The following is a 22,225-nucleotide window of genomic DNA, read 5'->3' as shown; positions in this document are numbered from 1 at the left end:
CGTCGGCACCGCTGACGAGCCGGGGCTCAGTCGAGGGTCGGCACCGAGTCGACGAGCGTCCGCGTGTAGTCGTGCCGCGGTCGACGCAGCACGTCGTCGGTGGGGCCCTGCTCGACGATGTGACCGTCTCGCAGCACGGCGACCCGGTCGGCGAGTTGCTGCACGAGTCCGATGTCGTGCGACACGAGCAGCAGCGACAGCCCGCGTTCGTCGCGCAGCTCGCGCAGCAGCTCGAGGATCTGCGCCCGCACGGTGACGTCGAGCGCACTCATCGGCTCGTCGCCGATCAGCAGCCGCGGCCGGTGCACGAGGGCCCGGGCCAGGGCGATGCGCTGCCGTTGGCCCCCGCTGAACTCGTGGGGCCAGGCCTCGGCGTCGTGGGCCGAGAGGCCCACCCGTTCGAGCATCTCGGCCACCAGGCGGTCGTGGTCGCCCTCGACGCGCAGGGCGCGCAGCGGCTCGGCCACGGTGTCGCCCACGCGCATGCGGGGGTCCAGCGAGGCGTAGGGGTCCTGCAGGACGATGCCCGTCTGGCGCCGCAGCCAGCGCAGGCGCGAGGCGCGGTCGGGGGCGACCGTGCGCCCGTCGAAGGTCACCGTGCCGGACGTGGCCCGGTCGAGGGCCAGCAGCAGGCGCACGAGCGTGGACTTGCCCGAGCCGGACTCGCCGATCAGCGCGACGCTCTCGCCGGCGGCGACCTCGAGGTCGGCGTCGACCAGGGCGTGGCGCACCGGGCCCGGTCGGAAGGGCGACCGGCGCGGCAGGGTGAAGGTGCGAGTGAGGCCCCGGGCGACGAGCAGAGGAGGCGCGGGTGCGGTGGTCGGGTCGCTCACGAGGCCCTCCAGGTCGTCGCCCTCGTGGCCTGGACGAGCCCGCGGGTGACCTCGTGCTCGGGGCGGTGCAGCAGCTGCTCGACGGGCCCCCGCTCGACGACGCGCCCGTGCGACAGCACCGCCGCGTGGTCGGTGATGCGCGAGAGCACGGCGAGGTCGTGCGTGACGAAGAGCAGCGACGTCCGCTGCTCGTCGACCAGGCGCTGGAAGAGCGCGAGCACCTCGGCCTGCGTGGTGACGTCCAGCGCGGTGGTCGGCTCGTCGGCGAGGACGAGCCCCGGCCGGTTGATCAGCGCCATGGCGATGCCGACGCGCTGCCGCTGACCACCCGAGAGCTGGTGCGGGTAGAGGTCCACGACGGTCTCGGGGTCGGGCAGGCCGACCTCGGCGGCCGCGGCCACCGCTCGCGAGCGGGCGTCCCGGCGACCGATGCGGCCGTGCAGGCGGAGGGGCTCGGCGATCTGTCGCCCGACGGTCACGACGGGGTCGAGGGCCGTGCGGGGGTCCTGGAAGACCGTGCCGACGACGCGGCCGCGCAGGCCGGCCAGGTCGCGCTCGGACGCCCCGAGCAGTTCGCGTCCGTCGAGCCGGATGCTGCCCGTGGCGCGGGCACCGTCGGGCAGGAGGCCGAGGACGGCCAGCGTCGTCATCGACTTGCCCGAACCGGACTCGCCGATCAGTCCGACCCTCGCACCGTCGGGCACGTCGAGCGAGAGGCCGTCGACGACGCGGCGGCCGCCGACGGTCACCGTGAGGTCGTCGATCACCAGGCTCACGAGACGACCCCCGGGGTGGTCGGGGTGCCTGCGGCGCCCGGGGCGGTGGCCCGCGGGGGAGTGGTGGACGGAGCCGGCGTCGTGGGGGAGCCCGGGGTGCCACGTCCCGTCCGCCGGGACCGCAACCGGGGATCGGAGGCGTCGCGCACGGCGTCGCCCAGCAGGTTGAGCGCCAGGACGGTCAGCGTGATGGCGAGCCCGGGCCAGACGACCGACCCCGGGTGCACGCCGATGAACTTCTGCAGGTCGCTCAGCAGACGCCCCCACGAGGCGGTGTCGGCCGGGGCGCCGTAGCCGAGGAACGACAGTCCGGCCTCGGCGAGCACGCTCGTGGCCATCGACAGCGAGAGCTGGACGACGAAGACGGGCGCGATGTTCGGCAGCACGTGGCGACGCAGGACGGCCCAAGTGCCGAGCCCGTTCGCCCGGGCGGCGAGCACGTAGTCGGTCCGCGCCACCTGACGGATCTCGGACCGGCTGACCCGGGCGATCGTCACGCCGTAGCCGATCCCCACGGCGACGACCACGACGGTGAGGGACCCGCCGAACGCCGCGGCGAGGGCCATGGCGATCAGGAGCGTCGGGAACGCAACGAGCACGTCGATCAGCACGGCGACCGACTCGCGCACCCAGCGGGACGTCAACGAGCCGAGGGCGGCCAGCCCCACCCCCACCACGGTGGCGACCACGCCCGAGGCGACGGCGACCACGACCGTCGTGCCCGTCGCCGCGACGACGTAGCTGAAGATGTCGCGGCCGATCGAGTCGGTGCCGAAGGGGTGACCGAGCGAGGGCGTCAGCCAGGCCGAGTAGGGGTCGGTGTCGAAGGGGTCGAGCGGGGTCCAGAACCGGCTGACCACGGCGGACAGGACGATCAGGGTCAGCCAGCCGGCGCCGAACGCGCCCTGCGGTCGACGCAGCAGCTCGCGGACGAACGCGCCGCGCCTCATCGGTCGGCCTCGCGGAGGCGCGGGTCGAGCCGCCGGTGCACGACGTCGATCACGAGGCCGATGAAAAGCACGAGCGTGGTCAGCGTCATCAGTTCACCCTGCACCTTGGTCAGGTCGCGGCGGCCGACGTCGGTCACCAGCATGCGGCCGAGCCCGGGCAGTGTGAACAACTGCTCGACGACGACGGCCGACACGATCAGGCCGGCCACCTGCAGGCCGAGGATCGACACGATGCTGAGCATCACGTTGGGCAGCCCGTGTCGCACGAGGGCGCGCGACCGGGTCATGCCGTTGGCGGCGGCCGTCCGCACGTAGTCCTGGTCCAGGGCCCCGAGCGCCGCCGACCGGGTGAAGCGCAACAACACGGCCCCCTCGACGATGCCGATGGTGAGGGCCGGCAGCACGAGCGAGCGCAAGGCCCGCCCGGGCTCGCTCCAGCCGTCGGCCGGGAACCCCTGCGTCGGCAGCAACCGCAGCGTCACGGCGAAGACGCCGATCAGCAGCATGCCCGCCCAGACGACCGGCACGGCCGCGAGCAGCTGGGCCCCGGTGCCGAGGACGACCCCGGAGGCGCGGCCACGGCGGAGCGCGCTCGTCACGCCGAGCGGGATGCCGATCAGCAATCCGAAGACCAGGGAGAGCCCCGCGAGGGGCAGGGTGACGGCCAGCTTGTCGAGCACCTCGTCGACCACCGGCGTCCCCGTGACGAGCGATTCGCCCAGGTCGAGCCTCAGCAGCCCGCCGGCCCAGTCGAGGTACTGCACGACGACGGGACGATCGAGGCCGAGCTGCTGACGGAGGGCGGCGACCTGCTCGGGTGAGCCGGTCGTGCCGGCGATCGTCTGGGCGACGTCGCCCGGCAGCAACCGCAGCGTCGCGAAGATCAGCACGCTGGCGACGACCAGCCCCCCGACGAAGAGGAGCAGGCGGCCGACGACGAAGCGGGTCACTCCGTGGTGGCCAGGTCAGCCAGGTCGAGGCGGGTCGTGGTCGAGCTCGTCGGGAACCCGGTGACGCCGTCGTGGATCGCCGTCAGCGTCGTGGCCGTGTAGAGCCATTCGGCCGGTGCGTCCTCCGAGACGATCGTCGCCGCCTCGGCGAGCTTCTCGTCGGCCACCTCCGGGTCGGTCGCCGCGATCGACTCGGCGTAGAGCCGTTGCACGGGGGCGCTGTCGTAGCCCCAGTAGTAGTCCGGGTTCGCCCAGTTCGCGAAGTCGTGCGTCTCGGCGTGGTTGACCATGCTGAGCTCGAAGTCCTTGTTCACGTAGACGTCGTCGAGCCAGGTGCTGAAGTCGACCTGCTGCACCGTCAACGTGACGCCGACCGCCTTGAGTTGCGTCGTCAGCACGTCGCCGATGGCGGCCGGGTAGACGTTGGGGTACTCGAGGGTGAGCGAGAGGTCACCCTCGTGACCGGCCTCGGCCAGCAGGTCCTTCGCCTCGTCGGGGTCGTAGGAGTCGACGCTCGTGAGGTCCTCGTAGCCGGGGTCGAGCTCGGGGATCGGGCCCCCCTGGTCCACCGCCGACCCGCCGACGGCGGCGATCAGGGCATCGTTGTCGATCGCGAGGCGCAGGGCCTTGCGGACCTTCGCGTCGGTGAAGGGGGCGACGGCGTTGTTGAACGCGAGGGTGTACTTGTCGGTCGTCTTGCCCTTCTCGAGGGTGATGCCGTCCACGCCGTCGAGCTGGGTCGACAGGGTCGCGTCGACCGCGGTCTGCACGTCGACGTCACCCGAGATCGAGGCGTTGATCGCCGCGGACGGGTCGGTCACGTAGCGGAAGGTCACGCCCGCGACCTTCGCCGGGGTGCCCCAGTAGTCGTCGAAGCGCCCGAGCTGCAGGTTGTCGCCCTGTCGCCAGCTCGTCAGCTCGAAGGGGCCGGTGCCGTTCGCCGTCGTCGAGAGGTCGTTCGTCGCGGACTGCTGCAGCACGAGGCCCGCGCGACCGGTGAGGTCGAACAGCAGGGACGAGTCGGGTCGCGAGAGCGTCAGCACGACGGTGTCGGCGGCGGGCGCCGTGATGGTCGAGACCGCGGCGAGGTCGGAATGGCTCGCGAGCGAGGCGTCGTCCTTGACCTGGGACAGCGACCAGACGACGTCGTCGGCCGTCATCGCGGCCCCGTCGTGGAAGGTCACGCCGTCGTGCAGCGTGAACGTGTAGGTCAGGCCGTCGTCGCTGACCGTGTGGCTCGCGGCCAACACGTCGCGGATCTCGTTGTCCTGCGTGCGGCCGACGAGGCCCTGGTAGACGTTGTCGATCAGCACCTGGTCGAGCGCGATGCCGGCCGTGGTGCGGATGTCGAGGTCGCTCGGCTCGAGCACGAGGCCGACCGTGACGGTCGCGTCGGGGTCGGGGGTGCCCGACCCGTCGGGGGACGAGGCGGACGAACAACCCGTCGCGAGCAGCAACAGCGCGGCGACGGCGGCGGAGAGGGGGAGGGTGCGCACCTGGTGGGGCCTTCCGGGGATGGCCGTGGCGGATCGTCCACGGCGACGGGGGACCGGGGGCGCGGGAGAGCCCCTCGGTCGTTCGGCGGGGGAGTCCCGGTCGCTGCTGAACCGGTCCACGCGATCCGTCACCGTGTTGCTGTCGGACACGGCACGGCCCCTTGCGCCGGGCGTCGCTGACGGACGCCCGAACCCGTCAGAACTTACCATCACGGCAGCAAGGTCGCTGTCAATCGAGAGACCCGTGTGGCGGATGAGGCAAGCCTTACCTATATTGAAGGGGTCATGCTCCTCGTAGACCAGAACCCGCCCCTGCCGCACGACGCCCTGCGCGTCCTGTTCGCCGCCGACGCGACCTCGATCCCCGTCCTGCGAGAGATGCTCTCGGTCCTGCCGATCTGCGCGAGGGGCCAGGTGTTCGTCGAGGTCGAGAGCGCTGCCGACGTCGTGCCGCTCGCCTCGCCGGGTCGCGTCACGGTCACCTGGCTCGCGCGGGACCGCCGCTCGGGCGTGCCCGGCACCGGCACCGCCTGCGCCCCCGGCCAGGCCCTCGAGCGGGCGGTCCGTGCGTGGCTCGGCGAGATGTACGTCGAACCCGAGACCGTCGCGACGGGTGACCACGTCGTCTGGATCGGCGGCCCGCCCTCGTTCGCCTACGACCTGCGGCACGACCTGCACCAGCTCTTCCACGTCGCCACCCCCGCCGCGGCCTGACCGGCTCCCTCGATGACGATCACGTCCCCGGGCACGTCCACGTCCGCCGCCACCGTCGAGCGACCGGCGAAGCCGGCCCACCGCCCCTACCGCGTCCGGGTCGCGGCCGTGCGTCGCCTCGCTCCGTCGTTCGTGCGCATCACGTTCACCGGTGACGACCTGGGCGACTTCGGCGTCGACGGCCTCGACCAGCGCATCAAGGTCGTCCTGCCCCTCGAGGCCACCGGCTACGACACGTTCCCGACCGACGACTGGTACGCCTCGTGGCGCGCCCTGCCGCCCGAGCAGCAGAACGCCTTCCGCACCTACACGGCCCGGGCCGCCCGCCCCGAGAGGCGCGAGGTCGACGTCGACTTCGTCTGCCACGGCGACACCGGCCCCGCCTCGGCCTGGGCCGGGCGCGCGCGCGTCGGTGACGAGCTCATGCTCATCGGGCCCGACGCGACGAGCGGCGTCACCGGCAGCGGCGTCGAGTGGTCACCGGGTGACGCGCGCACCGTGCTGCTGGCCGGCGACGAGACGGCGGCCCCGGCCATCTGCTCCATCGTCGAGGCCCTGCCGGTCGACGCCCGGGGGTGCGTCTTCATCGAGATCCCGACCGCGGCCGACGAGCTCGACCTCGTCGCGCCTCCCGGGGTCGACGTCCACTGGCTGCCGAGGCGAGACGCCACGTCCGGTCACGGCGAGGCCCTGGTGGTCGCCGTCCGCCGCTGGACCGCCCGCTACGTGACCGCCTGGCACCACGGCGTCGAGGTGAGCGAGGTCGACATCGAGCACGACATCCTCTGGGACGTCCCGCAGGGCGACGATCCGCGCGGCACCGCCGTCAGCTCCGACCTGTACGCCTGGTTCGCCGGCGAGGCGGGGGCGATCAAGACGCTCCGACGCTTCCTCGTCAGCGAGGTCGGCATCGACCGGCGCCAGGTCGCCTTCATGGGCTACTGGCGGGTTGGCAAGTCCGAGTCCTGAGGCGAGGCCCTCGACGACGAAGGAGGCGCGACCACGTGGGTCGCGCCTCCTTCGTCTCGTGCCCCGGTCGCGCCTAGACCTCGGCGGGCACACCGACGAGTTCGGAGGTGCGCTCCCAGAGGGCCTCGGCGAGCAGGGGATCGGTGGCCTGGCGGTGCAGGCGACCGTGCGGCGACAGCTGGTCGAAGTAGGTGCCGCTCTCGACCGAGATCGTCGTGGGCCCGGCGAGCTGGATCAACGGCACGGCGCCGGCCGACGCCGAGATGCCGTAGTTGCCGTTGGTCAGGACGTTCGCGACCCGCATCGAGCGTGAATCCGAGCCGAAGCCGGTCATCACGATGCCCGGGTGGAACGAGAACGCGTCGAGGCCCGTGCGCTTCGCCAGTTCACGGATGAACAGGACGGTCTCGATCTTGGTCGTGCCGTACTGACGCCAGCCCCCGGCCCATCGACGCTTCGACCAGTTGAGGTCGTCGAGTCGGACGTGCCCGAGCAGGTTGGCCGCGCTGGCCGTCGACACGACCCGGCCACCGCTCTCGACGAGGCGGGGCAGGAGGAGCCTGGTCAGGAGGAACGGTGCGAGGTGGTTCGACTGGAGGGTGCACTCGAACCCGTCCGCGGTGAGGCCTCGTTCGCTGACGAGACCTCCGGCGTTGTTGGCGAGGGCGTCGATGCGGGGATAGCGCTCCAGCAACCGGTCGGCCAACGACCGGACGTCGTCGAGCCGGTCGTAGTCGACCAGGAAGGCCGTCCCGCCCACCTCGTCGGCGACCGCCTGGGTGCGTTCCGGGTTGCGTCCGACGACGCCGATCTCGGCGCCGCCCTTCGCGAGCTCGCGGGCGGCCTCGCGGCCGATGCCGCTGCTCGCCCCGGTGATGATCACGGTGCGGGTCATCGATATCCGCCCTTCTCGAGGCCGGCCTCGATCTCGAATCTGTTCGACAGCGGGTCGCTGCCGGCCAGGAAGTACAGTACGGGCATCAGCATGCCGTACCTCTGCCACTGACGGACGTGCACGGCCTCGTGTTCGAGGACGTGCGGCCCGTCGTTGTCCCGGGTCAGGTAGACCCGACCGACACAGGTGCCTCCCCGCTTGAACGCCCAGCGGGGCAGGCCGCTGCACACGATCAGGTCACCGACGACGCGCACCCGCCCCACGCTGAGCGGCACCCCGACCGCGAGACCGACGGCCGTCGCCCAGGCGCAGCCGAGTCTCGAGATCGGGGAGTCGAGCAGGGGGTTCTTCACGGACGGCCGTAGGCGTCGAGCAGGCGCAGCCAGACTTCGCTCACCGTCGGGTACGACGGGACGGCGTGCCACAGCCGGTCGATCGGCACCTCGGCGACGACGGCGATCGTGGCGGCGTGCAGCAGGTCGCTGACGTCCGGGCCGACGAAGGTCGCGCCCACGATCACGCCGCGGGACTCGTCGACGACCAGCCGCGCCTGGCCCTTGTACTCGTCCGAGTGGATCGCCGAACCGGCGACCGCGGCGAGGTCGTAGTCCACGACCTTGACGTCGATGCCTCGCTTGCCGGCGGCGTCGGCCGTGAGGCCGACGCTCGCGACCTCGGGGTCGGTGAAGGTGACCTGCGGCACTGCTGCGTCGTCGGCGGTCGCGACGTGTGCACCCCACGGCTCGGCGTGCACGGGCTTTCCGAAGGCGCGGGCGGCGATGACCTCGCCGGCGGCGCGGGCCTGGTACTTGCCCTGGTGGGTGAGCAGGGCGCGGTGGTTGACGTCGCCGACGCCGTAGAGCCAGTCGGTGCCCTTGACGAGCATGGTGTCGTCGACGTCGAGCCAGTCGCCCGGGGTGAGCCCGACGTTCTCGAGGCCGAGGTCGGAGGTGCGGGGAACACGGCCGGTCGCGACGACGATCTCGTCGGCGACGACCGTGGAGTCGTCGTCGAGGGTGACCTCGACCGTGTCGTGCTCGGTGCGCAGCACGGTCGAGGGCGAGGCCCCGAGGCGCACGTCGACGCCGAGACCCCTCAGCGAGTCGGCCACGAGTTCGCCGGCGAAGGGCTCCTGGCCACCCAGCAGACCACTGCGGGCGATCAGGGTGACGGTCGAGCCGAGCTGCTGGTACGCCGTGGCCATCTCGGCGGCGACGACGCCACCGCCGACGATGACGACGCTCTGCGGCATCGACTCGACGCTCGTGGCCTCACGGCTGGTCCAGGGCTTCGCCTCGGCGAGGCCGGGGATGTCGGGCAGGAGCGCCGACGAACCGGTCACCGCGGCGACGGCGTACGTCGCGTGGTGCACCTCGCCGTTCACCGTCACCTCCTTGACGCCGGTGATGGTGGCGTGCCCGCGGATCAGGTCGATGCCGGCACCCTCGACCCAGTCGGCCTGGCCCGAGTCGTCCCAGTTGCTGGTGAACGAGTCGCGGCGACGCAGCACGGCGGCGACGTCGACGTCACCGGTCACGGCCTGCTTGGCCCCGTCGAGCGACTTCGCCGCACGGACGACCGCGCTCGAGCGGAGCAGCGCCTTCGACGGCATGCAGGCCCAGTACGAACACTCGCCCCCGACGAGCTCGGCTTCCACGAGCCCCACCTTGAGCCCGTTTCGGGTGGCGTAGTCGGCCACGTTCTCGCCGACAGCGCCGGCTCCGATCACGATGAGGTCATAAGTCGTCATGGCCCCGACGCTAGTCGCCCGGGGCCCGGCGTTCTCAGGCGGGTCCCCGGGCGGGCGTGGCCGTTTCGTGAAACCCTGCTGGGTCTTTCCTGAACGGCACGGGCGAGATCCGGGAGGCACGGGTAGCGTCCCTCACATCAGCGCACCACCGCGATCGTTGCGGGGGAGCGCGTCAACCTACGAGGAGGCACACATGGGACTCGACGACAAGATCAAGAACGCCGCTCAGGACATCGCCGGCAAGGCGAAAGAAGCTCTCGGCGACCGCAAGGGCGACGACGAGCTGAAGGCCGAAGGTCAGAAGGACCAGGCCGGTGCCTCCGCCAAGAAGGTCGGCGAAGACGTCAAGGACGTCTTCAAGTAGGCCGATCCGCCTCGTTCTCGGGCCCGTCCACCCCTCGGGGTGGGCGGGCTCTTTCATGTGCCCACGACCGAGGAGGCGCGGTCAGCGTCCCGTGAACTCGGCGGCGGTCCGCGAGACGAAGGCCTCGAACCCGATCCGGGCGTCGTCCGAGGCGAGCAGCCGCACGAGCTCGGGCTGCAGGCGGGCCTCGGCCGCGGCGTCGCCCTCACGGACCGCGAGCCGGGCGTTCGCCAGGGTGGCCTGCACGGCCAGGGGTGCCTGGGTGGCGATGCGACGGGCGAGGTCGAGGGCGTGGTCGAATGCCGACCCGACGTCCACCAGGTCCTGCACGAGTCCGATGCGCCGCGCCTCCTCGGCGTCGAGGAGGTCGCCGGTCAGCAGGTACCGCATGGCGTCGCCCCAACCGACGCGGCGGGGGAGGCGGATCGTCGCGCCACCGAAGGGGAGGATGGCGCGGCTCACCTCGATCTGACCGAAGCGGGCGTCCCGGCTCGCCACCACGACGTCGCTCGCCAGGGCGAGCTCGACCCCGAGCGTCAGGCAGGTGCCCTGCACGGCCATGACCACGGGCTTGCCCACCTGGCGACCGTGGACCTGCCACGGATCGAGGCCGCCCTCGGGGACCACGTCGAGGCCCTCCGCGGTGACCGCGGGCACGACGTCGCCGAGGTCGAGTCCGGCGGTGAAGTGGTCGCCGTGGGCGAAGAGCAGCCCCACCCGCAGGTCGGGGTCGCGGTCGAGTTCGCCGTAGGCCAGGGCCAGTTCGCGCAGCATCCGCAGGTCGGCCGCGTTGCGCTTCTCGGGCCGGTCGAGGCCGATCAGCAGCACGTGGCCGTCCCGCTCCACCGTGACGCGCTGACGGTCGGCGGCGGAGGCGGCGGGGTCGGCCGGGGCGGCGCTCGGGGGGCCCGCGCTCATCGGGACAGGGCTCCGAGGATGCGCAGGATCGGGCCCATGTCGTCGGAGGCGGCCGCGGCGTCGACCGGCGCGAACGAGCACAGGCCCGCGCCGACCAGGGAGAAGCGCTCCTTCAGGGCCGTGATCGTCTCGATCAACACCCCGAGCTCGAGACCGAACGGCTGCGGGTCGAGCAGGCCTTCGATCACCCCCGGGTCCAGCACGTCGAGGTCGACGTGGAGGTACACCTCGGTGGCGCCGGACGCCTCGACGGCGGCGACCACCTCGGCCGGGTCGAAGTCCAGCGACGACACCGTGGGGACGTGGCGGCTCTCGATGTAGCGGTCTTCCGCATCGTCGTAGCTGCGAGCCCCGGCGAGCACGACCCGGGCGGGGTCGAGCGGCTCGGGCGTCGGGCCGGGGCCGATGGTCGGGAGGTCCTCGGTGGCGTCACCGATCAGGGCCCGCAGGACCATGCCGCTGAAGGCACCGCTCTCGCTGCTGCGCGGGCTGTGGAGGTCGGGGTGCGCGTCGAACCAGACCACGGCGGTGCGGGGGGTGACCGCGTGGCGGACCGCCGCGAACTCGACGCCGCAGTCGCCGCCCACCACGATCGCGGGGGAGTCGTCGGTCCGCAGCTCGCGTCCGACCGACTCGGCGATCGTCAGCACCGACGAGAGCCGGTGCACCCGCGTGCCGAGCGAGTCGCCCGCACCCACCGGGACCTCGACCAGGGTGGTGGCCGTCGACGGCAGGTCTCCCAGGATGGCGTACGCACCCTCGGCGAGCCGCATGGCGCGCGACGACGGAGAACCCTGCCACTGTGGAACCACGACGAACCTCACGCTCGTCAGTCTGTCACGGGCGGGGGCCCGTGCTCCAGGCCCAGGGACGACTCAGCGCCCCGACGGCGCGCTCCAACGGCCCGCGCCCGACGTACCGTTGCCAGAGGGTGGCGTAGACGAGCGTGAGGACGACGGCGACGACCAGGTGGCCCAGGGGCAGACCGTAGGCGGCCGTCGGGTCGGACAGCCGGTACACGGTGAACAGCGGCGCGGTGATCAGCACGTGGGCCGTGTAGACGGTGAGCGGTTGCGCGCCCGTGGCCGCGAGGGGTCGGAGGACGGTGCGGACGACCGCAGCCGCGCCTCCTCGTCCCCGACCCTCGGGCGTCAGGGGACGACGCGGGGTGGTGGCGAGCAGGAGCAGTCCGAGCACGGCGGCGGCGACGCCGCCCGAGCCGACGATCTCGGCAGGCATGCCTTCGTGGTCGGCCGGGTCGAACCAGGGGATCGAGGAGGCGCCGGGCAGGAAGCGCGCCGCGTACCCCACGATCGCGGCCGACGTCCCGGCGACGATCAGCGTGACCTGGGTCCGGGTGCGGATCAGGTCGGAACGAGCCGCGACGAGACCGACGAGCAGGAAGGGCGTCCAGACCAGCGCCGGGTAGGCGCCGACGAGCAGGGCCTGGGTCGCCAGGCCGGCGGCGCCGGACACCGCGGTGTCGCCGTAGGCGTCGACGGGGACGGACGAGGCCAGCCACGGGGCCACGACGGCGAGCAGGGCGGCGGCCGCCAACAGTACGGCCCGGGGGGCGAAGAGCAGACCCAGTGCCAGGACGAACATCACGCCGTAGTAGGGCAGGATCACCAGGAGGTACGGGTTCCAGGCCTGCAACGCGAGGCCCAGCACGACGAGCAGGCCCGCCCGGATGGCGATCCCGCCGACGACCCGCCCTCGACCGCCACGGGGCGTCGGCCGGGCGCCTCCCGACATCAGACCGAGCGAGACGCCGGCGAGGGTCGCGAAGAGGATCGCCGACCGCCCGTCGAAGACGCGCTCGTCGAGCAGCGGCCGAGGCCACATGTGGGCGGCGAACATGCCGAGCACGGCGAGGCCGCGGGCGACGTCGACGCCCATCAGGCGGGGTGCCGCCCGGCGCGCCTGCACCGGCGGGACGTCCACCGGCGCAGGCGTGACGGGCGGCGGCTGGCTCACTTGTCGAGCGCGCCGAGCTTGAGGGCGGCGAGGCGGGCGTCGACCTCGGTCTGCTCCCCGAGGTCGTCGAGGCCTTCGAACTGGGCGTCGAGGCTCGAGGCCGCGAGCTCTTGACGACCGAGCATCTTGGCCTCCTCGCGGCGGACCTTGTCCTCGAAGCGGCTGATCTCGCTCGTCGGGTCGAGGATGTCGATGCTCTGGACGGCGTCGGCGACCTTGGTCTGGGCCTCGACGGTCTTCGAGCGCGCGTTCAGTTCGTCGCGCTTGGCGGCGAGCTGGTCGAGCTTGGACCGCATGCCGCCCAGCCCCGTCTTGAGCTTGTCGACGACGTCCGTCTGGGAGGCGATCTGCGGCTCTGCCGTCTTCGCCTCCTTCTCGCTCTGCAGTTGCTTGCCGAGGGCCACGCGAGCGAGGGCGTCGAACTTGTCGGCGTCGACCGTGTTGCCCGACGAGCGCAGCTCGTCGGCCTTGTTGCTCGCCGCGAGGGCCTTGCGCTCCCAGTCCGCGGCGGCGGCGACGTCCTCGGCGTGGTCCTGCTCGAGGAGGCGCAGGTTGCCGATGGTGGTCGCGACGGCTTCCTCGGCCTCGGCGATGCTGTTGGTGTAGTCGCGGACCATCTGGTCCAGCATCTTGCTGGGGTCCTCGGCCTGGTCGAGCAGGCTGTTGATGTTCGCGCGGGTCAGTTGCGCGATGCGTCCGAAGATCGACTGCTTTGCCATGGTGCGTCCTTTCGAGAGGTGGTGCCGTGGAGTGGTGCTCGTCTTGTCGGTCGTGCTGCTGTCTCGGGGTGGTGGGGGGATGGGGCGGAACGGGGCGTGGACCGTGACGGGCGGGCCCTAGAACCGGCCGCCGCCCGAGCTGCGGCCGCCTCCGCCGCCACCCCCGCCGCCGAAGCCACCGCCCCCACCGAAGCCGCCGCCACCCCCGCCGAAGCCTCCGCCGCCACCGCCGAAGCCGCCGCCACCCCCGCTGAAGAGTCCACCGAGCAGCATGCCGGTGACGATGCCGCCGAGATCGGCCCCGGCCGACCCCCGCGTGCCGACTCCGCCGCCGAACGGGCTCGCCTGCTGGTAGGACGAGACCTCGGCCTCGGCACCGGCGGCTGCGGCCTGCGACAACTGGACGGCCTGGTGGGCCTCGAACAGGGCGGCGTCGCGGTCGGACGTCGCGAGCGACACCGCGGTGGCCAGGTGACGTTCGGCCTCGGACAACCGGGTGCGCGGCTGCGGGCCGATGCCGCCGCGACGGGTCTCGATGAAGTCGCGGGTGGCGCTGATCTGACTCCGCGCGGTCAGCAGCGCCTGGTCGAGGGCCGACTGGGCCCGGCGCTGCTTCTCGGAGTCTTCGCGCACGGCCGCCAGCACCTGGTCGATGCGGTCGTTGGCAGCACCGAGCGAGGCGACGACGGCGAGCGGGTCGTCGGTCGTCGTCTCGGCCAGCGCGACGGAGGCCCGTGCAGCCGAGACGGAGCCGGCGACGTCGACGCCCTGCGGGGCCGAACCGTCGGGCAGCCCCTCGGCCGTCGCGATGTCCTGCCGCAGGTCGAGGGTCATGGCCGAGATGGTGTTGCCCGCCGTCCGCAGCGACTCGGCGGCCCCGTCGACCGCGCTGAGCAGCTGGTCGACCTGCGCCAGGGCCTGACGGGCCTCTCGGACGGCGATGACGGCCTCCGACGTGGAGGACGACGCCAGCGCGGTCGCCGCCGTACCGGCCCTCTCGTCGGCGAACTCGAGCAGACGGTCGGCCTGGTCGTCGTTCTGGTCGATCGACGCGACCGCCCGCGCCGAGTAGATCGTGGTCAGCTCGCCGATGAGGGTGCGGGCCGAGGCGAGCCGGGCTCGTCGGGTCGCGATCTCGCCGGGGAGTGCCGCCACGTCGCTCGGTGCCCGCCCCTCGGCCTCACGCAGCTCGTCGAACGCGGCGGACTGCTCGGCGAGCGACGCGTCGGCCGCCTCGCACAACTCGATGATGCGGGTGGTCCACTCGAGGCGTTGTTCGGGGGAGTCGGGGACGGCGTCGTCCAACTTCTGCTGCAGGGCGAAGGCCTCGCGGGCGTGCACCCGGGCCGCGTCGAGTGCCTCGGCGAACGGTCGCGCCGCGTCGTCGCCGAACTGTGCCGCCGCGAAACCCACCTCGTGAGCGCCCGCGGTCAACTCGTCGTCGAGGGCGACCAGCACCCGTGCGGCACGCTTGTCGAGTTCGTCCTGGCGGGCCTCCTGCGCGTCGGACTCGCTGCGTCGACGTCGTGCCCGGCGGACCACGACGACGACGGCGACGGCCGCCGCGACGAGGACCAGCACGAGCAGCGCCCAGAGCACCCAGCTGAGGTCGGGCCCGGCCTCGTCGCTGCGGATGCCGTCGGCCAGGGCGACGGCGGCACCGGCCCAATCGCCGTCACGCAGCTCGGGCACGACGACGTCGGTCTGCAGCGCCTGCCGGTCCGATTCCGAGATCACGGACGTGTCGGCCGAGAGGTCGTAGAACTGGTCGTCGACCGCCACCGAGAGCAGCACGTCGTTCGCACCCAGTTGGTTCAGGGACGCCGTCGCCTCACCCCAGGCCGTGCGGTCGGAAGGCGAGGAGAAGGAGTCGACGTAGACGACGAAGAGGTTGACGCCGGTGTCGGTCGCGAGCCGGTCGAGTGCGTCGGTCACCTCGGCCTCGTCCGCGCTCGACAGCACGTCGGCCTGGTCGACCACGTAGGCGCCCGAGAACTCGACCGGTTCGACGGCCTGGGCCGGGACCGCACCGAAGGCGATCGTGCCGACCACGGCCAGGACCGCCGCGGCGACGGCGGCCACCGTTCGTCTCGTCGGTCGTCGGCCGGTCGTGGATCTCGTGCTCACGACGCTCCCCTCGCTCGTTGCGGGGGAGTCTATCGACGGCCCCCGTCAGACCGCCCGGGGTGCCGTGCGCGCGCAGGAGGCGACGTCGAACCGGCCGCCAGACGGGTCAGGAGACGAAGAGCAGGCCCACCGACGCGACGGCGCAGACCGCCCCGACGGCGTAGAGCACGACCCCCACGGTGCGGGGAGCCCGTCCGTCGTCGTGCGGGGGGTGGACGCGGGCCCGGTGGGGTCGGTCGGGGTCGTAGTGCACGGTGAGCTCGGTCTCGAGCGGCGTCGTCACCGGGACGTCGCCGAACTGCGTCTCGTGCAGCTGCCCGTCGACGTCCATCCATCGGGCGGTGGCGGCACGGGCCCAGTCGGGCGGCGGGATGACCACGCCGACGGTGCTCTCGAGGCGGGTCGCGCGGCGCCGGAGCACCCACCCGGCCAGGAGGAAGGGCGTGCCGACGATGAACCCGAACCAGCCGAAGAGCTCCACCACCGGCGAGATGACGGAGAAGGCGTCGCTCATGCCACGATCGTACTGTGCCGCCGCGCACCCCGTGACGAACCCGGAGCCCCGTGAACCCCAGCCCCCTCGGCCGTGTGCCGTCGCCCCTGCTCGCCGTCGCGGCGATCGTCTCGGTGCAGTTCGGGGCCGCCCTCGCCAAGACGCATTTCGAGGCACTGGGACCGCTGGGCGCCGCCAGCCTGCGCCTCGCCTTCGGTGCGACGCTCCTGGTGCTCGTCTTCCGACCGCGCCCCTGGCGATGGCCCCGCCGAACGTGGCTGGGCGTGGTCCTGCTGGGCCTCGCCCTCGCCGGGATGAACTCGCTCATCTACCTCGCGATCGACGTCGTGCCGCTCGGGGTCGCGGTCACCCTCGAGTTCCTCGGTCCGCTGGTCGTGGCACTCGTGCAGACGAGACGCTGGTGGGACGCGGCCTGGGCCCTGCTCGCCCTCGCCGGGGTCGTGCTGCTCGGCTCCGACTCGACCGGGGCGATCCCCGTCGTCGGCGTGCTGCTCGCCCTCGGCGCGGGGGCGTTCTGGGCCTGCTACATCCTCGCGAACGCCGCCCTGGGTCGAGGCCGTGACCCGATGGGAGCCCTCGCGACCGCGATGCTGGTCGCCGCCCTCGTGGTCGTCCCGTTCGGGGCGCACGACGCGACGGTGGCCGTCCGGGCCGACCCGCGCCTCCTGCTGGTGTTCCTCGTGGTGGCCGCCCTGACCTCCGCGATCCCGTACGCGCTCGAGTCGGTGGCGCTGCGGCGGCTGCCGACGCGCGTGTTCGGCGTCCTGTCGAGCCTGGGGCCGGCGGTGGCAGCCCTGGCAGGCCTCGTCGTGCTCGGCGAGGCGCTCGGGGTGCGCGAGGTCGTCGCCCTCGCCTGCGTCACGGCGGCGAGCGTCGGGGTCACGATCGCGGCCGGTCGCCGACGGCGTCGTGGGGCCCTGCCCGAGGCTCCGCCGGCCTGATCGGACGGCGAGGCCTCGCGCCTGTCCGAGGAACGAGTCAGAGGACCAGTCTGACAACTCCACGGGGACTTGTACCCCACATGCGGGGTACGCTGCGATGACGGCCCGGTACGAGGGCCGGAGAACGAAGAAGGAGACATCATGGGTGCTGTCTTGGAGCGCACGTCCCGAGCGGAGGTCGTCCCCCTGGGTGACGGATTCCACCGCGTGTCGACGCCGACCGCCGGGGTGATCGGGTTCGTGCACGAGTCCGACGGGTTGTTCGAGGTGTTGCGGGGGCGCGTCCGCACCGCCGTCCGGCGTGAGGGTTCGTATCGCACGCTCGACGTCGCGGTGATCGCGCTCACCTACAGTTGAGTTCGACCCACCACTGACGCGCGCCTCCGGGCGGACGTCCTCGAGGCCTCGCCGTCGGCGGGGCCTCACCTCTCTGTCCACCCTCGCCTCGCCGGAAGGCCCACCGTGACCGTCGTCGGGTACGCCCGCATCTCGCGAGACGACCCGTCGTCCGATCGTCAGGCGGAACGCCTGCGGGCGGGCGGGTGCGAACGGGTCTTCGTGGACCACGCCACCGGCACCAGGCAGTCCCGCCCCGAGTTCGCCAAGGCGATCGGCAGCCTGCGGGAAGGCGACGTCTTCGTCGTGACGAACGTCGACCGGATCGGCCGCTCGGTGGCCGAGCTGGTGGGGGTGATGGCGACCCTCGACGCCCTGGGCGTCGCCTTCCGCTCCATCGACGAGCAGATCGACGAGCTCAACGCCTACGGCCGCTTCTTCTTCCGCGTCACCGCAGCCCTGGCCCGCTTCGACGAGCAGGTCGGCGGTGAGCTGCACCGTGCCGAGACCCGCAAACGGCAGGAGGCGCGGGTGGCGCAGACCCCGAAGCCCCCCGTCTCGAGACGCCGCCTCGACGCGGCCCGTCAGTTGCGGGCCGGGGGAGCGAGCATGCGCGAGGCCGCCGAGCACGTCGCCGTCCCCGAACGCGTCCTGCGTCGCGAGCTCGACCGCGACGACGCCGTCCGCGCCCGCCGCCAGCAGTCCGACTGACCTGCCGGCTCCGTTCGACCGCGGCACCGGAAGGCCGTCGCATCGAGAGGGGCTTCGAGAGAAGAAGTGGTGCCCCCAGGCAGATTCGAACTGCCGCCCCTGCCTCCGGAGGGCAGTGCTCTATCCCCTGAGCTATGGGGGCCCGGGAACGTCGTCCAGGTTAGCAGCGAATCGGTCCGGCCTGGGACGGCCCCGCCGCAGGAGGTGCATCGTGGGGGAGTGACCGACGACACCCGCACCGACCGAGCCGACTCCGGCACCCGTTCCGACCGCACCGACCCCGAGGGTCCGACGCTGCGTGAGCGTCTCCGCTCCGCCAAGGTCTTCCACCCCGAGTTGCCCACCTTCGACGTCGACGACGTGGCCGACGACGCGGTCGACCAGTTCGTCGCGTGGCTCGTCGAGGCCGTCGACCAGGACGTCGCCCAGCCGCACGCCATGGTGATCTCGACCTCGTCGTCCGACGGCGACGTCACGGCCCGCACCCTGCTCCTCAAGGACGTCGACGACGGTGCCCTCTGGTTCGCGACCTCGTCGATCAGCCCGAAGGGACGGCAGATCGCCGAGAACCCCCGGGTGGCGCTCACCCTGTACTGGCGCGAGCAGGGCCGCCAGGTCCGCGTGCTCGGCCGGGCGACGCCCGGTCCGCGCGACGTCAGCGAGAAGGACTTCACCGCTCGCCACCCCGACTCGCGCGCCGTCGCGATGACGCAGCCGCAGAGCAGCCCGATCACCGACGAGGCCGAGACGCGGCGTCGCCTCGCCGAGGCCAAGGCCACGATCGAGTCCGACGACACCTTCGTCCCCGACGACTGGACGGCCTGGCGGGTCGACCCCACCTCGATCGAGTTCTGGCAGGCCACCACGGGCCGCGACCAGGTGCGCCTGCGGTACGACCGCGACGGCGACGGCTGGACCCGCGCCTCCTTGTGGCCCTGACCACCCCTGAGGGAGCCGGCGGCGCGACCGCTGCCGCCGCAGCGGCGTAACGCGACGACACGCACCTGGCAGGGCGCCCGTCGCGACGGCAGCATGGAGCCATGACCTCGTACGCCGCCCCGTCGACCCGCCCGAGCGACCCCGCCGTCGCCTCGATGCGTCTCGCCGTGGTCGAGGTCACCCGGCACCGGCCGCACGCCCCCGAGTACCACGCCTACGTCGACGACATGAACTCCCGTGTCCGCGCGACCGCCGAGGCCGCGGGCTGGCAGGCGACGCGCTTCGCCGCGGGCGACCTCGGCACCGACGAGCTGCTGCGCGTGACCACCGACGCCGACGCGATCGTCGTCCTCGGTGGCGAGGACCTCTCTCCCCGTCTCTACGGAGGCGCGACCGGCTACCCGGGGGAGGGTCGCCACGACCCCGTTGCCGACGAGGCCCAGCTCGCCGTCGTGCGCCGCGCCGTCGCCCGCCGCACTCCGCTGCTGGGTATCTGCCGCGGCCACCAGGTGATCAACGTCGCCCTCGGCGGAGACCTCGTGCAACACCTGGACGACCACGACGGGGTGCACCGCACCCCCGACGCGCCGGTCGACCAGCTCATGCACCCGCACGCCGTCGGGCTCGAGCCCGGTAGTCGCCTCGCCCGGGCCCTCGGCACCGAGCCCGTCGTCCAGAGCGCGCACCACCAGGCCGTCGGCCGCCTGGGCCAGGGCCTGCGCGTCGTCGGCCGCGCCTCCGACGGCACCGTCGAGGCCGTCGAGCACGACTCGGCCCCGGTCGTCGGCGTGCAGTGGCACCCCGAAGACAGAGGAGCCCCGGTCGGCCAGCTCGAGGCACTGTTGGCGTCCTTGGGCGCCTCCGTCGAGGCGGGGCGCCTCGCCGCGTCCGTCGCCTCGCGAACGGACCAGGAGGCGCTGGTCGCCTAGGCCGCGCCCCTCACCCGAGCGCGCCTCCCGCCCTCGGTCTCAGTCGACCTGCTTCAGCGCCGACAGCACGGCCGACACGACCGGCTCCGCGTCGCCGGGCTCGAGGAAGGTCGTCGAACGGGCGACGACGAACGCCGGCGACGAGAACGCCTCGGCCGTGCCGATCTCACCGGGGGTGTCGAAGTAGCCCTCGACGCCGAAGGTCGGCACCGAGTTGCTGGTCGCGACGAGATCGTTGGCCAGCTCGTCGAGGCTGTCCGCGTCGAAGTGCGCGACACCGACCGTGACGGTGGAGCCGCTGGAGTCCTGCCACGTGCACGTCGTGCCGTCCGCGTCGGCGACCTGCTGCAGGGCCTCGCCGTCGCGGCTCGCGTCGCCGCTCGCCTCGTCGTCGGCGACGGCCGTCATCCCCGGGTACCAGGCCGCGAGCGAGCCGGGATCGAGCAGCTCGCCGCAGTCGACGTCGAACGGCGTGCTCACGAGCTCGGGCGTGGCCGCCGCCGTCGGCGTGGCGACGGGGGTGGAGGGCGACTCCTCGCCCGAGGTCGGGGTCGCGCTCGGCGCGGCCTGCGACGGTGCCGTGCAGGCGGTCAGCGTCAGGGCGAGGGCACCCGTCACGACGAGGGTGCGCAGGACGACGGGGGAGCGGGTCGAGGCGGGGCTCATCCCTCCATCATCACCGACGGCGGGCTCGCCGTCGTCTCCGTGCCTCCCGGTAAGATCGACCCTCGTGACTCCCGCCGAACTCTCCACGTCCCTGCTCGCCGTCGTCCAGGGCGTCCTCGAACGCCGAGGCACCGTCGACGTGGCGGTGACCGAGGGCGACGTGGCGCTCGAGCGTCCGAAGAACCGCGAGCACGGCGACTGGGCGTCGAACGTGGCCATGAAGTTCGCCAAGCGCGTCGGCACGAACCCCCGTGAGCTCGCCACCGACATCGCGGCCGACCTGGCCGAGGTCGACGGGGTCGCCGACGTCGACGTCGCGGGCCCCGGGTTCATCAACATCCGCCTCGACGCCGCGGCCGCGGGCCTCCTCGCGCGCTCGATCGTCGAGCAGGGCGAGTCCTACGGTCGCGGCGACTACTACCGGGGCGTCACCATCGACCTCGAGTTCGTCTCGGCGAACCCCACCGGCCCGATCCACCTCGGCGGCGTGCGCTGGGCAGCGGTCGGCGACAGCCTCGCCCGCGTGTTCCAGGCGCAGGGCGCGCTCGTCACCCGCGAGTACTACTTCAACGACCACGGCGGGCAGATCGACCGTTTCGCCCGCAGCCTCCTGGCCAGCGCGCTCGGCGAACCCACCCCCGACGACGGCTACGGCGGGCAGTACATCGGCGACATCGTCGAGCGCGTCGTGGCCTCGACCGGCGTGGACGCCGCCGCCCTGCCGCGTGACGAGGCGCAAGAGGTCTTCCGCGCCGCCGGCGTCGACTTCATGTTCGCCGACATCAAGTCGTCGCTGCACGACTTCGGCGTCGACTTCGACGTGTACTTCCACGAGAACGAGCTGCACGAATCCCAGGCCGTCGAGCGCGCCATCGCCCGGCTCCGCGAGCTCGGGCACGTCTACGAGTCCGAGGGCGCCACCTGGCTGCGCACCACCGACTTCGGTGACGACCGCGACCGCGTCATCGTCAAGAGCGACGGCGAGGCCGCCTACATCGCCGGCGACCTGGCGTACTACCTCGACAAGCGCGAACGTGGCTTCGAACGCAACCTCATCATGCTCGGCGCCGACCACCACGGCTACGTCGGTCGCATGATGGCGATGTGCGCGGCGTTCGGCGACGAGCCGGGCGTCAACCTCGAGATCCTCATCGGCCAGATGGTCAACCTGCTGCGCGACGGCGAGCCGATGCGCATGTCCAAGCGTGCGGGCACCGTCGTCACGATGGAGGACCTCGTGGACGCCGTCGGCGTCGACGCCGGCAGGTACTCGCTGGTCCGCAGCCCGGTGAACAGCTCGATCGACATCGACCTCGACCTGCTCACGAAGCGCAGCAACGACAACCCCGTCTTCTACGTCCAGTACGCCCACGCGCGCACCCGTGCGGTCGCGCGCAACGCCGAGGCCGCCGGCGTGACGCGGGACGCGTTCGACGCGTCGCTGCTCACGCACGAGACCGAGAGCGCCCTGCTCGGCGCCCTGTCCGAGCTGCCCCGCGTCGTCGTCCAGGCCGCCGAGTTGCGCGAGCCGCACCGCGTCGCCCGCTACGTCGAAGAACTCGCCGGCACCTACCACCGCTGGTACGACACGTGCCGCGTCACGCCGCTCGGCGACGACGAGGTCACCGACCTGCACCGCACCCGCCTGTGGCTCAACGACGCGGCGGGTCAGGTCATCCGCAACGGGCTCGGACTGCTGGGCGTCTCGGCACCCGACCGCATGTGACCGCGCGCGCCGCGCCTCCTCGCTC

At 72.6% G+C, this 22,225-nt stretch carries 24 protein-coding genes and 1 tRNA gene; 9 read left to right on the top strand and 16 right to left on the bottom strand.

Annotated elements, in window-relative coordinates; all coding sequences use genetic code 11:
- Positions 1-26: 26 nt before the first annotated feature.
- From HQQ78_RS03235 to HQQ78_RS03215, 5 genes are read right to left on the bottom strand one after another with little or no spacing between them, the layout of a single operon-like run.
- Entirely contained in the window at positions 27-833 is an 807-nt protein-coding gene (locus HQQ78_RS03235; protein ID WP_173151013.1) for an ATP-binding cassette domain-containing protein, read from the bottom strand.
- Positions 830-1,609 (bottom strand): ABC transporter ATP-binding protein, encoded by a 780-nt coding sequence (locus tag HQQ78_RS03230; RefSeq protein ID WP_173151012.1) that lies wholly within the window; start codon positions 1,607-1,609, stop codon positions 830-832. Before HQQ78_RS03230 ends, HQQ78_RS03235 begins: the two co-directional genes overlap by 4 nt.
- A complete protein-coding gene (locus HQQ78_RS03225) occupies positions 1,606-2,559 on the bottom strand; it encodes an ABC transporter permease (protein ID WP_173151011.1) in 954 nt (317 codons plus the stop codon). The genes HQQ78_RS03230 and HQQ78_RS03225 overlap by 4 nt, the downstream gene beginning before the upstream one ends.
- A complete protein-coding gene (locus HQQ78_RS03220; RefSeq protein WP_173151010.1) occupies positions 2,556-3,509 on the bottom strand; it encodes an ABC transporter permease in 954 nt (317 codons plus the stop codon). The genes HQQ78_RS03225 and HQQ78_RS03220 overlap by 4 nt, the downstream gene beginning before the upstream one ends.
- Positions 3,506-5,005, bottom strand: a complete 1,500-nt coding sequence (locus HQQ78_RS03215) for an ABC transporter substrate-binding protein (RefSeq protein WP_371740327.1) — start codon at positions 5,003-5,005, stop codon at positions 3,506-3,508. The genes HQQ78_RS03220 and HQQ78_RS03215 overlap by 4 nt, the downstream gene beginning before the upstream one ends.
- A 285-nt stretch (positions 5,006-5,290) precedes the next feature.
- Here HQQ78_RS03215 and HQQ78_RS03210 point away from each other — a divergent pair, with 285 nt between their 5' ends.
- Positions 5,291-5,719, top strand: a complete 429-nt coding sequence (locus tag HQQ78_RS03210) for an SIP domain-containing protein (protein ID WP_173151008.1) — start codon at positions 5,291-5,293, stop codon at positions 5,717-5,719.
- Between the two features lie 12 nt (positions 5,720-5,731).
- A complete protein-coding gene (locus HQQ78_RS03205) occupies positions 5,732-6,688 on the top strand; it encodes a siderophore-interacting protein (protein ID WP_056045971.1) in 957 nt (318 codons plus the stop codon).
- 73 nt (positions 6,689-6,761) lie between these two features.
- Here HQQ78_RS03205 and HQQ78_RS03200 read toward each other — a convergent pair whose 3' ends face one another.
- The 3 genes from HQQ78_RS03200 to HQQ78_RS03190 are packed head-to-tail and all read right to left on the bottom strand — an operon-like array spanning position 6,762 to position 9,333.
- Positions 6,762-7,583, bottom strand: coding sequence for an SDR family NAD(P)-dependent oxidoreductase (locus HQQ78_RS03200; RefSeq protein ID WP_173151007.1), 822 nt, complete (start codon positions 7,581-7,583; stop codon positions 6,762-6,764).
- On the bottom strand, positions 7,580-7,936 hold the full coding sequence (locus HQQ78_RS03195) for a Fe-S oxidoreductase (protein WP_371740326.1): 357 nt from the start codon (positions 7,934-7,936) through the stop codon (positions 7,580-7,582). The genes HQQ78_RS03200 and HQQ78_RS03195 overlap by 4 nt, the downstream gene beginning before the upstream one ends.
- Positions 7,933-9,333 (bottom strand): NAD(P)/FAD-dependent oxidoreductase, encoded by a 1,401-nt coding sequence (locus tag HQQ78_RS03190; RefSeq protein ID WP_173151006.1) that lies wholly within the window; start codon positions 9,331-9,333, stop codon positions 7,933-7,935. Before HQQ78_RS03190 ends, HQQ78_RS03195 begins: the two co-directional genes overlap by 4 nt.
- A 193-nt stretch (positions 9,334-9,526) precedes the next feature.
- On the opposite strand from HQQ78_RS03190, the gene HQQ78_RS03185 reads away from it, so the two are divergent.
- Positions 9,527-9,697 (top strand): CsbD family protein, encoded by a 171-nt coding sequence (locus tag HQQ78_RS03185; RefSeq protein ID WP_043595102.1) that lies wholly within the window; start codon positions 9,527-9,529, stop codon positions 9,695-9,697.
- An 81-nt stretch (positions 9,698-9,778) separates the two neighbouring features.
- Here HQQ78_RS03185 and HQQ78_RS03180 read toward each other — a convergent pair whose 3' ends face one another.
- The 6 genes from HQQ78_RS03180 to HQQ78_RS03155 all read right to left on the bottom strand — a co-directional run bounded on the left by HQQ78_RS03180 (position 9,779) and on the right by HQQ78_RS03155 (position 15,952).
- Complete coding sequence (locus HQQ78_RS03180) at positions 9,779-10,615, bottom strand: crotonase/enoyl-CoA hydratase family protein (RefSeq protein ID WP_173151005.1); 837 nt, start codon at positions 10,613-10,615, stop codon at positions 9,779-9,781.
- Complete coding sequence (locus tag HQQ78_RS03175; RefSeq protein ID WP_371740325.1) at positions 10,612-11,439, bottom strand: arginase family protein; 828 nt, start codon at positions 11,437-11,439, stop codon at positions 10,612-10,614. The genes HQQ78_RS03180 and HQQ78_RS03175 overlap by 4 nt, the downstream gene beginning before the upstream one ends.
- 13 nt (positions 11,440-11,452) lie before the next feature.
- Positions 11,453-12,559, bottom strand: a complete 1,107-nt coding sequence (locus HQQ78_RS03170; protein ID WP_056045952.1) for a DUF418 domain-containing protein — start codon at positions 12,557-12,559, stop codon at positions 11,453-11,455.
- Positions 12,560-12,588: 29 nt separating this feature from the next.
- Positions 12,589-13,311: a PspA/IM30 family protein gene (locus tag HQQ78_RS03165; RefSeq protein WP_056045949.1), complete on the bottom strand. Its 723-nt coding sequence runs from the start codon at positions 13,309-13,311 to the stop codon at positions 12,589-12,591.
- 117 nt (positions 13,312-13,428) lie between these two features.
- A complete protein-coding gene (locus HQQ78_RS15590; RefSeq protein ID WP_216844147.1) occupies positions 13,429-15,438 on the bottom strand; it encodes a TPM domain-containing protein in 2,010 nt (669 codons plus the stop codon).
- A gap of 106 nt (positions 15,439-15,544) precedes the next feature.
- Complete coding sequence (locus tag HQQ78_RS03155) at positions 15,545-15,952, bottom strand: hypothetical protein (protein ID WP_043596924.1); 408 nt, start codon at positions 15,950-15,952, stop codon at positions 15,545-15,547.
- 50 nt (positions 15,953-16,002) lie between these two features.
- On the opposite strand from HQQ78_RS03155, the gene HQQ78_RS03150 reads away from it, so the two are divergent.
- The 3 genes from HQQ78_RS03150 to HQQ78_RS03140 all read left to right on the top strand — a co-directional run bounded on the left by HQQ78_RS03150 (position 16,003) and on the right by HQQ78_RS03140 (position 17,940).
- Positions 16,003-16,893: a DMT family transporter gene (locus HQQ78_RS03150; RefSeq protein ID WP_056045943.1), complete on the top strand. Its 891-nt coding sequence runs from the start codon at positions 16,003-16,005 to the stop codon at positions 16,891-16,893.
- Between the two features lie 141 nt (positions 16,894-17,034).
- On the top strand, positions 17,035-17,250 hold the full coding sequence (locus HQQ78_RS03145) for a hypothetical protein (protein WP_148053617.1): 216 nt from the start codon (positions 17,035-17,037) through the stop codon (positions 17,248-17,250).
- A 105-nt stretch (positions 17,251-17,355) separates the two neighbouring features.
- A complete protein-coding gene (locus HQQ78_RS03140) occupies positions 17,356-17,940 on the top strand; it encodes a recombinase family protein (RefSeq protein WP_173151004.1) in 585 nt (194 codons plus the stop codon).
- Between the two features lie 67 nt (positions 17,941-18,007).
- Here the strand turns inward: HQQ78_RS03140 and HQQ78_RS03135 are convergent.
- Positions 18,008-18,082 (bottom strand) — tRNA-Arg (locus HQQ78_RS03135).
- A 77-nt stretch (positions 18,083-18,159) separates the two neighbouring features.
- On the opposite strand from HQQ78_RS03135, the gene HQQ78_RS03130 reads away from it, so the two are divergent.
- Both HQQ78_RS03130 and HQQ78_RS03125 read left to right on the top strand, forming a co-directional pair.
- Complete coding sequence (locus HQQ78_RS03130) at positions 18,160-18,879, top strand: pyridoxal 5'-phosphate synthase (protein ID WP_056045936.1); 720 nt, start codon at positions 18,160-18,162, stop codon at positions 18,877-18,879.
- A gap of 101 nt (positions 18,880-18,980) precedes the next feature.
- Positions 18,981-19,808: a gamma-glutamyl-gamma-aminobutyrate hydrolase family protein gene (locus HQQ78_RS03125; protein WP_254065003.1), complete on the top strand. Its 828-nt coding sequence runs from the start codon at positions 18,981-18,983 to the stop codon at positions 19,806-19,808.
- A gap of 39 nt (positions 19,809-19,847) precedes the next feature.
- Here the strand turns inward: HQQ78_RS03125 and HQQ78_RS03120 are convergent, their stop codons facing one another.
- On the bottom strand, positions 19,848-20,474 hold the full coding sequence (locus HQQ78_RS03120) for a hypothetical protein (RefSeq protein ID WP_173151003.1): 627 nt from the start codon (positions 20,472-20,474) through the stop codon (positions 19,848-19,850).
- A gap of 64 nt (positions 20,475-20,538) precedes the next feature.
- Here HQQ78_RS03120 and argS point away from each other — a divergent pair, with 64 nt between their 5' ends.
- Complete coding sequence (gene argS, locus HQQ78_RS03115) at positions 20,539-22,200, top strand: arginine--tRNA ligase (RefSeq protein WP_173151002.1); 1,662 nt, start codon at positions 20,539-20,541, stop codon at positions 22,198-22,200.
- The last annotated feature ends 25 nt before the right edge of the window (positions 22,201-22,225 follow it).

This window comes from Frigoribacterium sp. VKM Ac-2859 (assembly GCF_013204925.1).
In the GTDB taxonomy this organism is placed as follows: domain Bacteria; phylum Actinomycetota; class Actinomycetes; order Actinomycetales; family Microbacteriaceae; genus Frigoribacterium.
The sequence above is the reverse complement of the archived record's forward strand: the minus strand, read 5'-3'. Positions and strand labels throughout refer to the sequence as shown.

Coding starts and splice junctions, on each gene's coding strand:
- HQQ78_RS03210 (WP_173151008.1), top strand. CDS start 5,291: ATGCTCCTCGTAGACCAGAACCCGCCCCTGCCGCACGACGCCCTGCGC.
- HQQ78_RS03225 (WP_173151011.1), bottom strand. CDS start 2,559: ATGAGGCGCGGCGCGTTCGTCCGCGAGCTGCTGCGTCGACCGCAGGGC.
- HQQ78_RS03155 (WP_043596924.1), bottom strand. CDS start 15,952: ATGAGCGACGCCTTCTCCGTCATCTCGCCGGTGGTGGAGCTCTTCGGC.
- HQQ78_RS03205 (WP_056045971.1), top strand. CDS start 5,732: ATGACGATCACGTCCCCGGGCACGTCCACGTCCGCCGCCACCGTCGAG.
- HQQ78_RS03185 (WP_043595102.1), top strand. CDS start 9,527: ATGGGACTCGACGACAAGATCAAGAACGCCGCTCAGGACATCGCCGGC.
- HQQ78_RS03200 (WP_173151007.1), bottom strand. CDS start 7,583: ATGACCCGCACCGTGATCATCACCGGGGCGAGCAGCGGCATCGGCCGC.
- HQQ78_RS03145 (WP_148053617.1), top strand. CDS start 17,035: ATGGGTGCTGTCTTGGAGCGCACGTCCCGAGCGGAGGTCGTCCCCCTG.
- HQQ78_RS03120 (WP_173151003.1), bottom strand. CDS start 20,474: ATGAGCCCCGCCTCGACCCGCTCCCCCGTCGTCCTGCGCACCCTCGTC.
- HQQ78_RS03190 (WP_173151006.1), bottom strand. CDS start 9,333: ATGACGACTTATGACCTCATCGTGATCGGAGCCGGCGCTGTCGGCGAG.
- HQQ78_RS03180 (WP_173151005.1), bottom strand. CDS start 10,615: ATGAGCGCGGGCCCCCCGAGCGCCGCCCCGGCCGACCCCGCCGCCTCC.
- HQQ78_RS03165 (WP_056045949.1), bottom strand. CDS start 13,311: ATGGCAAAGCAGTCGATCTTCGGACGCATCGCGCAACTGACCCGCGCG.
- HQQ78_RS03125 (WP_254065003.1), top strand. CDS start 18,981: ATGACCTCGTACGCCGCCCCGTCGACCCGCCCGAGCGACCCCGCCGTC.